Annotated in this window: 10 protein-coding genes; 4 read left to right on the top strand and 6 right to left on the bottom strand. The window is 70.3% G+C overall.

Annotated features, from left to right (window positions below; genetic code table 11):
* Positions 1–54 precede the first annotated feature (54 nt).
* The 4 genes from OHS70_RS17910 to OHS70_RS17895 are packed head-to-tail and all read left to right on the top strand — an operon-like array spanning position 55 to position 4,373.
* Positions 55–900: an NTP transferase domain-containing protein gene (locus OHS70_RS17910; RefSeq protein WP_443062747.1), complete on the top strand. Its 846-nt coding sequence runs from the start codon at positions 55–57 to the stop codon at positions 898–900.
* Positions 897–2,300: a molybdopterin molybdotransferase MoeA gene (locus OHS70_RS17905; protein ID WP_328398695.1), complete on the top strand. Its 1,404-nt coding sequence runs from the start codon at positions 897–899 to the stop codon at positions 2,298–2,300. The genes OHS70_RS17910 and OHS70_RS17905 overlap by 4 nt, the downstream gene beginning before the upstream one ends.
* A 20-nt stretch (positions 2,301–2,320) precedes the next feature.
* Positions 2,321–3,376, top strand: a complete 1,056-nt coding sequence (locus OHS70_RS17900; protein ID WP_443062746.1) for a potassium channel family protein — start codon at positions 2,321–2,323, stop codon at positions 3,374–3,376.
* A 10-nt stretch (positions 3,377–3,386) separates the two neighbouring features.
* Complete coding sequence (locus OHS70_RS17895) at positions 3,387–4,373, top strand: NAD(P)H-quinone oxidoreductase (protein ID WP_328398693.1); 987 nt, start codon at positions 3,387–3,389, stop codon at positions 4,371–4,373.
* A gap of 100 nt (positions 4,374–4,473) precedes the next feature.
* Here the strand turns inward: OHS70_RS17895 and OHS70_RS17890 are convergent, their stop codons facing one another.
* The 6 genes from OHS70_RS17890 to OHS70_RS17865 form a co-directional block, all read right to left on the bottom strand.
* Positions 4,474–5,016: a bacterial proteasome activator family protein gene (locus OHS70_RS17890; RefSeq protein WP_328398691.1), complete on the bottom strand. Its 543-nt coding sequence runs from the start codon at positions 5,014–5,016 to the stop codon at positions 4,474–4,476.
* A 107-nt stretch (positions 5,017–5,123) separates the two neighbouring features.
* Positions 5,124–7,985 carry an ABC transporter permease gene (locus OHS70_RS17885; RefSeq protein ID WP_328398690.1) on the bottom strand — a complete coding sequence of 954 codons (2,862 nt, stop codon included), beginning with the start codon at positions 7,983–7,985 and terminating at the stop codon, positions 5,124–5,126.
* Positions 7,982–8,743, bottom strand: coding sequence for an ABC transporter ATP-binding protein (locus OHS70_RS17880; RefSeq protein WP_328398688.1), 762 nt, complete (start codon positions 8,741–8,743; stop codon positions 7,982–7,984). The genes OHS70_RS17885 and OHS70_RS17880 overlap by 4 nt, the downstream gene beginning before the upstream one ends.
* A gap of 392 nt (positions 8,744–9,135) precedes the next feature.
* The gene (locus tag OHS70_RS17875; RefSeq protein ID WP_328398686.1) at positions 9,136–9,819 is read right to left on the bottom strand and encodes a PadR family transcriptional regulator; all 684 of its coding nucleotides are present in this window, start codon (positions 9,817–9,819) and stop codon (positions 9,136–9,138) included.
* 85 nt (positions 9,820–9,904) lie between these two features.
* Entirely contained in the window at positions 9,905–10,366 is a 462-nt protein-coding gene (locus tag OHS70_RS17870) for a hypothetical protein (RefSeq protein WP_328398684.1), read from the bottom strand.
* 158 nt (positions 10,367–10,524) lie between these two features.
* The gene (locus tag OHS70_RS17865; RefSeq protein ID WP_328398682.1) at positions 10,525–12,147 is read right to left on the bottom strand and encodes a protein kinase domain-containing protein; all 1,623 of its coding nucleotides are present in this window, start codon (positions 12,145–12,147) and stop codon (positions 10,525–10,527) included.
* Between the last annotated feature and the right edge of the window lie 405 nt (positions 12,148–12,552).

Raw genomic sequence — 12,552 nt, 5'->3', positions numbered from 1 at the left:
GATACGGGGCTCCCCGCCCACACGATCGCGGCCCATACTTCAGGGATGACCGCGATTACCGAGTACGACGCCATCGTGCTCGCCGGAGGCGCCGCCGAGCGGCTGGGCGGGGCCGACAAACCGGCGCTGAGCGTGGGCGGACGGGCCCTGCTCGACCGGGTGCTCGGGGTGTGCCGTGGCGCCCGGCGCACCATCGTCGTCGGCGGTCGCCGGGCCACCTCGCACCCTGTCCTATGGGCGCGCGAGGAGCCTCCCGGCGGCGGGCCGCTGGCCGGACTCGATGCGGGAGTGCGCGCGGCCGGGACCCCGATCGTGCTGGTGCTCTCGGCCGATCTGCCGTTCCTGGGGGAGCGGACCGTGCGCGAGCTCGTCGGGACCCTGGAGGCCGCGGACACCGGCCGGGACGCGGTCCTGCTGACCGATCCGGACGGCTGCGACCAGCCCTTGGTCGCCGCGTACCGTACGGAGTCGCTACGGCGTGAACTGGCTCTTCTCGCGGCCGAGCACGGCAGCCTCTCCGGCCTGCCGCTGCGTCTGCTGACCCACGAACTCGATGTCGCCCGGATCGAGACCGACCCGCTCGCCTCCTTCGACTGCGACACCTGGGAGGACATCTCCGCAGCCCGGGCCCGTATCAGAGAGCATGGGAACGTGCTGGACGAATGGATCACCGCAGTCAAGGACGAACTCGGCATCGAGCTGGACGTCGACACCCGACTTCTTCTCGACCTCGCCCGCGACGCCGCGCACGGCGTCGCGCGCCCCGCCGCGCCGCTCACCACCTTCCTGGTGGGCTATGCGGCGGCCAAGGCCGACGGCGGACCCGAGGCGGTCGCCGAGGCCGCCCGCAAGGCCGCCGCGCTAGCCCATCGCTGGGCCGAGGAGGCCGAAGCCGGATGACCGGTCTGGAGGGCAAGGCGGGCAACACGGCCGGCGCCGGAGCGAACGGGGCGGACGGGACCGACCTGGACGGCGTGGAGGAGGCTCTCGCGCTGGTCGGCTCGCGGACCGGGCAGTCCGCGGCCTCAAGTGGGCCCCCACATGCCGGGGCGGCCGGGGACACAGCACCGGCCACCCGCCGGCATCGCGCCACCCCCTGGCCCGAGGCCCGGGCGCTGGCCGCGCGTATCGGGCGCACCACACCGCGCCGTACCCGGCGCGTGAAGCTCGACGATGCGCTCGGTCAGGTCCTCGCCGAACCGCTCACCGCCCTGTGTGATCTGCCGTCCTTCGACACCTCCGCCATGGACGGCTGGGTGGTCGCGGGCCCCGGCCCATGGACGATCGAAGGCGCCGGCTCGATCCTCGCCGGACACGGTGAGAACGAGCCATTGCCCGACGGTACGGCCGTACGGATCGCCACCGGCGCCAGAATCCCGCCCGAGACCACCGCCGTGATCCGCAGTGAGCACGCCCGCGTGGACAGCGCCAAGCATCACTTGTATGCCGAGCGCGAGGTGATCCCGGGTCAGGACATCCGTCACAGGGGCCAGGAGTGCCGCCGCGGTGACCAACTCCTCCCGACCGCCTCCCTGGTGACGCCGGCCGTTCTCGGGATGGCCGCGGCAGCCGGCTACGACGAACTGCTCACCGTCGCCCGGCCACGCGTGGAAGTCCTGGTGCTCGGCGATGAATTGCTCACCACCGGACTCCCCCACGACGGCCTGATCCGTGACGCGCTCGGCCCGATGATCGCTCCCTGGCTGCGCGCGCTGGGGGCCGAGGTCATCGCCACCCGCCGCATCGGGGACGACGCCGACGCCCTGCATGCGGCCGTGACGGGCTCCGATGCCGATCTGCTGGTGACCACGGGCGGCACGGCCGCCGGACCGGTCGACCATGTGCATCCGGTGCTGCGGAAGGCGGGCGCCGAGCTGCTGGTGGACCAGGTCGCCGTACGCCCCGGGCATCCGATGCTGCTGGCGCAGCTGACCTCCGGAAAGCACCTGGTAGGCCTGCCCGGTAATCCTCTTGCCGCCGTCTCGGGGCTGCTCACGCTCGTCGAGCCGCTGCTGCGGGGGCTGGCGGGCAGGCACGATCCGGCGCCGTACCGGGCGCCCGTACGCGACGAGGTGCACGGTCACCCGCATGACACCCGTCTTGTGCCGTTCGTGTACCGCGACGACCGGCTGGTCCCGCTGCACTACAACGGGCCGGCCATGCTGCGCGGGATCGCGGCCGCCGACGGTCTCGCCGTCGTCCGTCCCGGCGGTGCACGGACCGGCGACGAGCTGACGGTTCTGGATCTGCCCTGGGCGGCCTGGACGCCCTCGAACGCCCACGGCGGGTGTTTCACGTGAAACTTCCCGGTCAGGACGCCATGGCCAGAAAGGCCGACGAACATCTGGTCACCAGCCCGGTGAAGCTGCCCCGCCGGGTGGTCGAGCGTCCCTTGCGGCAGGTCAGCAAGAGGCTGCTGATGGCCCTCGGCGTGTTGGCGATCACCGTGTTTCTCGTCTACATCGACCGGGACGGGTACCACGACAACGCGGACGGAAGCGTCGACTTCCTCGACGCCGTCTACTACGCGACCGTCACGCTGTCCACGACGGGATACGGCGACGTCGTGCCCCACAGTGACACGGCCCGAATCGTCAACGTGCTGCTGATCACCCCGCTGCGGGTGCTCTTTCTGATCATTCTGGTCGGCACCACTCTCGAGGTCCTCACGGAGCGCACCCGAGAGGAATGGCGGCTGAACCGCTGGAGGTCCAACTTGCGCGAGCACACCGTCATCGTCGGCTTCGGCACCAAGGGGCGATCGGCGATGCAGACACTCTGTGCCACCGGGCTGAGAAAGGACCAGATCGTCGTCGTCGACCCGAGCTCCAAGGTGATCGACTCCGCCAGCGCCGAGGGCCTTGTCGGTGTCGTCGGTGATGCGACCCGCAGTGATGTGCTCATGCGTGCCGAATTGCAGAAAGCGCGACAGATCATCATTGCCCCCCAACGCGATGACACTGCAGTACTGGTCGCCTTGACCGCGCGTCAGCTCAACCGTGGCGCGAAAATCGTCGCCGCGGTCCGCGAGGAGGAGAATGCGCCGTTGCTGCGCCAGTCCGGAGCCGATGCGGTGATCACCAGCTCCGGCGCGGCCGGACGGCTGCTGGGCCTGTCCGTCCTCAGCCCCAGTGCCGGCACGGTGATGGAGGACCTGATCCAGCAGGGCAGCGGCCTCGACCTCATCGAACGGCCGGTGATAAAGGCCGAGGTGGGACGCAGCGTCCGGGAGACCGACGATCTCGTGGTGAGCGTGCTCCGTGGCCATCGCCTGCTCGGGTACGACGACCCGTCGGCCAGCCCACTGCAGCTCACGGACCGTCTCATCACCATCGTCCGGGCACGGAACGGTCTTTCGTCCGGCGGCGCGGAGTAGCCTCGCCGCCATGCATGCGATCACGCTTCCCGAATTCGGTGGCCCTGATGCCCTTGTCTGGGCCGAGGTGCCCGATCCCGTACCCGGCGCGGGTGAAGTCCTCGTCGACGTCGTGGCCGGCGCAGTCAACCGCGCCGACGTGCTGCAACGGCAGGGCTTCTACGAGCCGCCGCCCGGTGCCTCTCCGTATCCCGGGCTCGAGTGCTCGGGCCGCATCGCGGCGCTGGGGCCGGGTGTGTCGGGATGGTCCGTCGGCGATGAGGTGTGCGCTCTGCTGGCGGGCGGCGGCTACGCCCAGAAAGTCGCCGTACCCGTCGGGCAGTTGCTGCCTGTACCGGACGGTATGGATCTGACCACGGCCGCCGCGCTGCCCGAGGTGACCTCGACGGTGTGGTCGAACGTCTTCATGATCGCCCACCTCCGACCGGGTGAGACCGTGCTGGTCCACGGCGGCGCGAGCGGTATCGGCACCATGGCGATCCAGCTGGCCAAGGCCGTCGGCGCGCGGGTCGCGGTGACCGCCGGTGGCCCCGGCAAGCTGGATCGCTGCGCGGAGCTCGGCGCGGACATCCTGATCGACTACCGCGAGCAGGACTTCGTCGAGGAGATCCGCAAGGCCACGGACGGGGCGGGCGCGGACGTCATCCTCGACATCGTCGGCGCGAAGTATCTGGACCGGAACGTGCAGGCGCTCGCCATCAGCGGCCGCCTCGCTGTGATCGGCCTCCAGGGCGGTATCAAGGGGCAGCTGAATCTCGCGAACCTGCTGACCAAGCGAGCGGCCATCACGGCGACATCGCTGCGGGCGCGCCCGCTCGGCGAGAAGGCGGCAATCGTCGCGGCCGTGCGCGAGCACGTCTGGCCCCTGATCGCTGCGGGCCGGGTCCGCGCGGTCGTGGACCACGCTGTGCCGATGCAGGACGCGGCAGAAGCCCACCGGGCCTTGGAGTCAGGCACACACGTCGGCAAGATCCTGCTCATCGCGCCCGGAGCCTGAGCGCAGCCGCACACCACAGAACAGCCGCACACCACAGAGAAGATACGAGGGACCGGCCCACCCCGCGATGGGCCGGGCCCTCGCCGTCTCCGCAGAGCGCCTACAGATACGGGCCGGAACGGATCGCTCCGTGCTGCCCGCCGTCCTCGTCGTCATGTGGCGCACCGGGCGGGAGCGCACGGCGCATCTGTTCCAACTGCGCGCGGGCGGCCATCTGCTGGGCGAACAGCGCCGTCTGGATCCCGTGGAACAAGCCCTCCAGCCAGCCCACCAACTGTGCCTGGGCAATGCGCAGTTCCGCTTCGGACGGAATCGCCTCGTCGGTGAAGGGGAGGGAGAGACGCTCGAGTTCCTCGACAAGCTCAGGGGCGAGGCCGTCCTCCAGCTCCTTCACCGAGCTGTGGTGGATCTCCTTGAGCCGGACCCGGCTCGCCTCGTCCAGAGGTGCTGCCCTGACTTCTTCCAGCAGCTGCTTGATCATGCTGCCGATGCGCATGACCTTCGCAGGCTGTTCGACCATTTCCGTCACCGGGACCTCGCGCGACTCGTCGTCACCGTCACCGCCGCTGAGCGCCATTCCGTCCTGTCCAACGATGAGGACGTGGGGGCTCTCCTGCGACCGTTCATTCCTCGGCATCTCCATGCCGCCATTCTCTCGCACATGTACATCACCACACGGTGTGCCCCCGGAAGAGAGTGATCCACCCTCCCCCAGGGGCACAAATCAGCCGGAATGCTCGGCTGGGCCGGTCAGGTCGCCTCGCGGCGGGCCAGAGCGCCTCGGGAGCGCGTGACCAGCGCCGCCAGCAGCGCTGCACCCAAAGGCACGGCGACCAGCAGTGCGGCCAGCGTCGCCCAGGGCACGATGATCGGCACATAAGGCGCCTCGCCCATCCCGCCCCAGCCCTCGTCCATCGCCCTCTGGTACCAGGACATCTCCTGGCGCTGTTCGGTCAGCCGCAGCCCGATCGCCGGCAGCACGCCGGCCGCCGACCCGAGCACCACGCCCATTGCGGCCACCACGCCGCACTGGAACCCGCTCAGAGTCCTGCGGACCCTGGGCGGCGCACCGACCGCCGCGAGCGTCTTCAGATCCGCCTCGGCGTCGGCCTGGGCGAGCCCGGTGGCGATACCGGCCGCACCGATGGTGACGAGTCCCGCGAAGACGGTCAGCGCCAGCAGGATGATGTTGTTCTCGCTGGTGTAACCCTCCTCGATGTGGAGATCGACGGAGGAGCCGACCTTGTCGAGCTCGCCGTCCAGCTTCTGTCGCTGCTCACTTGTCGGCATCTTCGAGGTGGAGAAGTACGAGCCGATCGGAACCGTGGTGAAAGCCGACGCCTTGGCCGTGGCGGCCGGCATGATCATTTCCACGCCGTACGAGTTCGGTGACCCGGCGACCTGGTGCGCGGCCAGGCGCTTGACCTCGCCCGGCGTCTCCTTGCCCTCTTCGGCGGCCCTGTCGGCCGCCTCGACGTCCGTGACCACACGGATGCCGATCTTGCCCGAACCGTCGACGTTGCGCTTGTCGAACGAGAGGACCTGCCCGTCGGCCAGCGCCTTCGCGGCGGCCGGGTCCTCGATTCCGAGCACGGTGAGCAGCTTTGCGTCGCCGATCACCACACCGCCGTCGGTGATGGAGCCGACCTGGCTCTCCTGGCACCGCCAGTCCTCGGCGAGTTTGCGGCGCTCGGCCTTCGTGAACTTCTCCGCCGGGTCCGCGTCCGGGTTCGCCGGGTCCACCGCCCACAGGGGACATTCGTTCGCCTTGGGTACGACCACCTCGTAGCGGCCACAGCCCTCGCTCGGGTCGTAGATCGCGCAGCTGGTCTTCCCGACAGTGATGCGGTCCACGTCCGCGCGCACATCCACGGGCAGCAGCTTCTGCACGGTGCCGCGTACCGAGGGAGCGTCCCGTCCGCCGGCCTCCTCGACCATCACCGATACCGCCCCGTGCGGCAGTGAGGCCCGGTAGTCGGCCTCCCCCTGGGCGTCCCGGCTCGCTGCATAGGTGGCCACGGCCACCGTGCCGGCGACGGCGGCCAGCACCGCGGCCACGGCAGGAGCCGTACGCCCCCGGTTGCGCACGGCGTCGCGCAGCGCGAGCCGCGGGGAGAGCGGCAGGATGCGGCCGGCCCGGCCGAACAGGCCCACCAATGCGGGTGTCAGGGCGACGATGCCCAGCTCGGCGATGGCGCTGCCGCCTGCGACGATGGCGAACTGCTCGGTCATCGTCGAACCGTAGAGCGCGATCCCCGCCCCCAGGAGCACGGCGATCAGACCGATCACCGGCAGCACCCTGCTGCTTCTGCGGATACCGCGGCGCCCGGTGAGCGATGCCAGCACCGTCTGCCGGGACGAGGTGACGGCAGGCACGATTGCCGCGAGAAGGCCGGTGAGCACTGCGAGCAGCGCGATGCCGAGCAGTTCGAGGGGCCGCACGTCGAAGCTGCCGAAACGCTGGCCCATGTAGTCCTCGAGCAGCGGCCGCAACGCGAAGGTGAGGACGATGCCGAGGATCGTGCCGACCACCGCCGCCGCGACGCCGATCACCAGACCGCCGGCGAGGACGATGGCGCGGATATGGCGGCGGTCACCGCCGTTGGCGCCGACGAGACCCAGCTGACGGCGCGAGCGCCGGGCGCCGACCGCGAACGCCGGACCGGCCAGCAGACAGATCTCCAGCATCGCGAGGCCGACAACAGTCGCAACCGCGGCAAGCGCGGCCGCCGTCGCCGCGGTGCTGTCCTCGAACGAGCCCCAGCCCTCCTCCTGGTACAGGGGAACGTCCGAGTCGGCGGGCGGATTCAGCGCCACCGCACGCGAGCTGACCGTCACGCCCTTGGCGTTGATGTCCTTGACCATGTTCCACGTGAAACCGCCGGAAACGGTCGCCAGATACGTCGTGCTCGGGTCCACGCCGGGCAGTCCGTCGGCCTTCAGCGCCTTGTCGAGCGGAGCGATCAGCGCGCCGGGCAGGGCATTGACCTGGTCCGTCTTCAGCGAGTCGGGGAGTTCGTACGAGCCGACGATCTTGTATGCGCCGTCGAAGCCGCGGGCGGTGACGGTGGAGCCCACCTTCAGGCCACTGCTCTCGAGGAAGTGCGTGGTGGCGGCGACCTCGTCGGACTTCTGCGGGAAGCGGCCGCTCTTGAGGGCCAGCATGCCCTGGGCGATCGGATCCGAGGCCTTCAGCTCGCGGATCTCGGTCTGCAGCAGTCCGTGCGTCGTACGCAGCCTGGCCTGGCCTGTGGAGTCCGTCAGGGACTTGGATCCCGCCGGCAGCGTCTTGGCGACGTCGGTGGAGCCCTCGGGATAGGGCTTGTCGTCGAAGTCGCCGACCGGCGTATAGCTCTGGCCGTCGGGTGTCTGATGGACGGGAGCGCCGCCCATGCCGGGGTCGGACAGCCGTGCGTCGGCGGCGCCCAGGTCCCGCTCGAGGCGCTGTTCGGTGGAGAGTTCGGCGCTGCGCAGCGTCAGGTCCGCAGCACTCACACCGAGGATGGGCAGGGCGATCATCGCCAGGACGAGAAAGCTGCGTCCCTTGGAGCGCCAGGCGTCGCGGCGCGCGATCCGGATCGCGGCGCGCCAGGAGTGGTACCAGGTCGTCACAGCTCGGCCGCCTGGCTGGTGAGCAGCGAGTCGGCCTGGCTGCGGACGGTCTGGTCGACGACGGCTCCGTCGCGCAGGAAGACCACGCGGTCGGCCCATGCCGCGAAGCGGGGCTCGTGGGTGACGAGGATGCCGGCCGCTCCGGCGTCACAGCGGGCGCGCAGCAGGGCGAGGACGGACTCGCCGGTCTCGGAGTCCAGCGCGCCGGTCGGCTCGTCCGCGAGGACCAGGCGGCGGTCGCCGACGAGCGCGCGGGCGATGGCGACCCGCTGCTGCTGACCGCCCGACATCTCGTCGGGGAAGCGGTCGGCCAGGTGGCCGAGCTCCATCTCCTCGAGTGCGGCAACGGCCTCGCCTCGGGCCTTGCGGGCGGAGATGCCGTCGAGTTCGCGGGGAAGGGCGACATTCTCGGCGGCCGTGAGCGCCGGGATGAGGTTGTAGTCCTGGAAGACATAGCCGATGCTGCGGCGGCGCAGGGCGGCCAGCGTCTTACGGTCGGCGGTCGTGATGTCGGTGTTCTCGACGATCACCCGCCCCGAGGTGGGGGTGTCCAGACCGCCCGCGATGGTGAGCAGCGTCGACTTGCCCGAGCCGGAGGGGCCCATGACAGCGACGAGTTCACCGGGGAAGACATCGAGGTTGACCCCGCGCAGGGCATGCACCTCGGTGGCGCCGCTGCCGTGCACACGGGCCAGTTCCTGGAGTTGCAACACGGGATGCCGTGACTGCTGTGGCTGCTGTGACTTTCGATCGGACATGAGCGGGTCCCCCTTGGGCGGATGCGTACATGCGAGCGGAGCGGATGTACGGACAGGTGTGGTCGGCCGTTCGGCCGGTTCGGCTCGATGAGCCGGTGGACCGTATGGGCCGGTTGGCCGAGTACATCGGTCGGCCGGGTGCGGCGGAGCGGCCTGGGCGGCCGCCGTTGCCGCGGCGGCCGTGGCGTTACGTGACCTCAAGACCGTGGGCCTTGCGGTCACAGGACCCTGAGACCGTCAGGTCGTCGGTCGCCGAGGTCCCAGGACCGGTGCGGCGGCGATGCCGCGTGGTCCCTCGTACGTCTTGGTTCGGACTCGTACAGGTGCCGGACGGGTGCCGGACGACTGCGGAACACGTGCCGGACGGGTCGGTGCGCGTCGCCGGGCGGTGGCTACGGCGACCATGGGTGCGCCGACGGGGATGCCGAGTGCGACGTGGCCGGGGGTGGGGCGGGAGGTGCGCTCGGCGGAGTCTGCGGCGGAGCCGCCGGCGCGGATGCGGCCGTCGGATGCCCGGCTCCCCGACCGGTCGCAGCAGAGAGCCTGATGAGCCGCACTTCACAGTGGTCGAGCCAGCGTGCCTCGGCCTCGGTCTGGAAGATCAGCTGCTCCAGCACGAGCAGCCATGCCACGTCGTCGCGTTCCTGCGACCCCCCGTTCTCGATGGCCGCGAGCGCCTGGGCCTTCAGCCGCGTGTAGTCCTGCATCGCCTTCACCGTGTGGTGGCGCTGCGACTGGATGACTGCACGGATGTCTACCCCGCATGCGCCGACCGCCATGGCGAGCTTGATGGCCAGCTCGTCACGCGGCGGACTGCTGCGGTCCACGGGCGTCTCGAACCAGGTCTTCAGCTCGGTGCGCCCGGCCTCGGTGATGACGTACAGCGCATGGCCCGCCTCGTCCTCGCCGTTCAGGGCGACCATGCCGTCGCGTTCCAGGCGGTTGAGGGTCGTGTAGACCTGGCCGACGTTGAGCGGCCACGTCGCACCGGTGCGCGATTCGAACTCCGAACGGAGCTGTGAGCCGTATCGAGGGCCGTGCTCCAGAAGGGCCAGTAGCCCGTGACGGATGGACATACTCAGTATGTATACCGAGTATGTCGACGGCCCTCAACCGCCGCCAGACGGACTCACGGCCTCCGTCCTGAGGAGGAGGGGAGGGTCAGCGTCGCCGCAGCCTCAGCCCCAGGAAGCCGATTCCGAGCCCCATGAGTGCCATTCCGGCACCGAGCGAGAGCGGGGAGATCTGCTGTCCGACGGGGGCGGTGGTGCCCTGGGGGGCCTGGTGGCGGGCTGCGGCGGGCGAGGTGGAAGTCGGCGCCGGCACCCACGTGCCCGCCACTTCGCCGGGGTCCTCCCGCTCACGTCCCGCATCCTCCTCAGGACGGGTGTCCTCGGGGGCGAGCGATTCCGGCGGCGAGGGCGTGGGTGGGATCTCGCGCCCGGGCCGCTGTCGCCCCTCCGCGGCCTGACGCCCGGCGAGGGACGTCGACGGGGCCGGCTTCGCCGTCGGGGCGGCGGCAGGGGCGGGGCCCGCACGCTCGTCGCAGTGGGCGACCGGGGCGGTGATCAGGAAGAGCGAGACAGCAGTGATCGCGCACCGAGCGCGGAGCTTTGGAGTCACCGGGTGGCCCCCTCCCAAGCTGAGTCGCCGTCACCGAGATGGTGAAGTCAGCGTCACACGAGGGAACATTTCCGGCATCTCGGGCGTGGCAACGGCGACGGCCCGGCACGCGCGCGTAAGGCGCGTGTGCCGGGCCGCCGCCGTCGGACGGGCTCGGGCTACTCCGGGTAGCCCGTGGAGACCTCAAGGGTGAAGGACGCTTCGTCCTCGGAGACCTCTGTGTCGGCCAGCGGGAATTGCGAGACGACGATGTCCTTGCCCCACTGGGCGTGCGGGACTTCCTTGATGTCGAGTTTCCATCCCCGGGTGGCCGCGCACTCCTTCACCGACAGGACGTCCTTGTAGACGAAGTCGGGGGCCTGGACCTTGGACGGGTCGTTGTACCCCTCCCGGGCCTCCGAGCACTTCGTCGACTCGATCTTCCGATTGCGCTCAGGACCCTTGTAGCCGGCCTGCTGCGAAGCCGAGTTCGTCGGGTCGCCGCCCGTCGGACCCTCCGGATCGTCCTTGTTCAGCGCGATCGCGGTGATCACGCCGCCGATCGCCAGCACGGCTACCGCGATCGCGCCGACGATCACCGGCATGTTCCGCCTGCCGCCACCACCGCCGGTGCCGGCCGGTGCGGCGTGCGGCGCCATCGTGTACGGAGGCGGGGTGGAGGCCGCCGGAGCGGGTGTCTGGTACGCAGGCGCCGCCTGGTACGCCGGGGCCTGCGGGGGCCCCGGGTAGCCGTAGTGCGGCGTGGGGGCCGGCGTCGGCGGGCCGTAGGGGCCGGGCTGGTAGGGCGTCTGCACGCTCTGCGGCGCCGGGGTCGACTGGTCCAGCGGAGGGAAGACCGCCGAGCCCACGCCCGCGCCACTGCTCGTCGGCGCACCGCCGATGATCACCGGCGCGCCGGTCTGCCCGGCCGCCGCGACCCGCGCGCACTCGTCGCGCATCGCAGCGGCGCTCGGAAAACGCTCGTTCGGGTTCTTCTTCAGGGCCCGGGCGACCAGGGCGTCCATCGCGGGGGTGACGGAGCGGTTGATCGTGGACGGGGCGACCGGCTCCTCCTGCACGTGCGCGTACGCGATCGCCAGCGGCGAGTCCGCCTCGAACGGCAGCCGGCCGGTCAGCAGCTGGAAGAGCATGATGCCGACCGAGTACAGGTCGGACCGGGCGTCCACGCCGCGCCCCAGCGCCTGCTCCGGCGAGAGGTACTGCGGGGTGCCGACCACCATGCCGGTCTGCGTCATGGACGTCACACCGGACTGCATGGCACGTGCGATGCCGAAGTCCATCACCTTGACGATGCCGCGCTTGGTCATCATCACGTTGCCGGGCTTGATGTCCCGGTGGACCAGGCCCATTTCATGGCTGGTCTCCAGTGCGGCCAGCACGTCGGCCGTCACCTTGAGCGCCTTGTCGGCCGGCATCGCGCCGTACTGCTGGATGTCCGCGGCCAGCACCGACCCGAGGGGCTGCCCTTCCACGTACTCCATGACGATGTACGGCATCAGAGCGCCGTCCAACTCGTCCTCACCGGTGTCGAAGACCGACACGATGTTGGTGTGCGAGAGCTTGGCGACCGCCTGTGCCTCACGCCGGAACCGCTCGCGGAAGGACTGCTCGCGCCCGAGTTCGGTGTGGAGCGTCTTGATGGCGACCTGGCGGTCCAGGGCGGAGTCATAGGCCAGGTAAACGGAGGCCATACCGCCCTCGCCGAGCAGGTCGCGAAGCTGGTACCGGCCGCCCGCGACCGAACCACCCGCGTAGCGGCCCTGTGCGCCGTCCTGGCTCATGACTGTGCATCCCCCTCGGCGCGAAGGCCCGACGGCCGTCGACGGTTCGCGTTGTTTCTGGTGTCCGTGCGTCCGTGATCCGCGTGTTCGTGAACCGCGTGCTCGTGATCCACGTATTCGTGATCGACGGCGCATGATCCGCGATACACGACCGTGATCCCGTATTACAAGGGGCAAGTCTGCCCCAGGGGTCCGGCACGTCAAGCGGGGTGCCCGTTCCGTGACCGTACGCACAAGAAGCGTCTCGGAAGCGTTACAGGACCCGCATGGAATTTGCGCAGGTCGCTGGACAGCGGGTTTGATGGCCGGTCTCTCTCGGGACAGGCCCGCCACGCGAAGGCTGTAGCGTGACGTGGCACAGGGCCCGGTGACATGGCGGACCCCGCAGGCACAGCACGCACGCGG

The organism is Streptomyces sp. NBC_00390 (assembly GCF_036057275.1).
Taxonomy (GTDB): domain Bacteria; phylum Actinomycetota; class Actinomycetes; order Streptomycetales; family Streptomycetaceae; genus Streptomyces.
The sequence above is the reverse complement of the archived record's forward strand: the minus strand, read 5'-3'. Positions and strand labels throughout refer to the sequence as shown.

What these genes read in the sequence shown, in the direction of transcription:
- OHS70_RS17905 (WP_328398695.1), top strand. Translation starts at nt 897, where the DNA reads ATGACCGGTCTGGAGGGCAAGGCGGGCAACACGGCCGGCGCCGGAGCG.
- OHS70_RS17900 (WP_443062746.1), top strand. Translation starts at nt 2,321, where the DNA reads ATGGCCAGAAAGGCCGACGAACATCTGGTCACCAGCCCGGTGAAGCTG.
- OHS70_RS17895 (WP_328398693.1), top strand. Translation starts at nt 3,387, where the DNA reads ATGCATGCGATCACGCTTCCCGAATTCGGTGGCCCTGATGCCCTTGTC.
- OHS70_RS17890 (WP_328398691.1), bottom strand. Translation starts at nt 5,016, where the DNA reads ATGGAGATGCCGAGGAATGAACGGTCGCAGGAGAGCCCCCACGTCCTC.
- OHS70_RS17880 (WP_328398688.1), bottom strand. Translation starts at nt 8,743, where the DNA reads ATGTCCGATCGAAAGTCACAGCAGCCACAGCAGTCACGGCATCCCGTG.
- OHS70_RS17875 (WP_328398686.1), bottom strand. Translation starts at nt 9,819, where the DNA reads ATGTCCATCCGTCACGGGCTACTGGCCCTTCTGGAGCACGGCCCTCGA.
- OHS70_RS17865 (WP_328398682.1), bottom strand. Translation starts at nt 12,147, where the DNA reads ATGAGCCAGGACGGCGCACAGGGCCGCTACGCGGGTGGTTCGGTCGCG.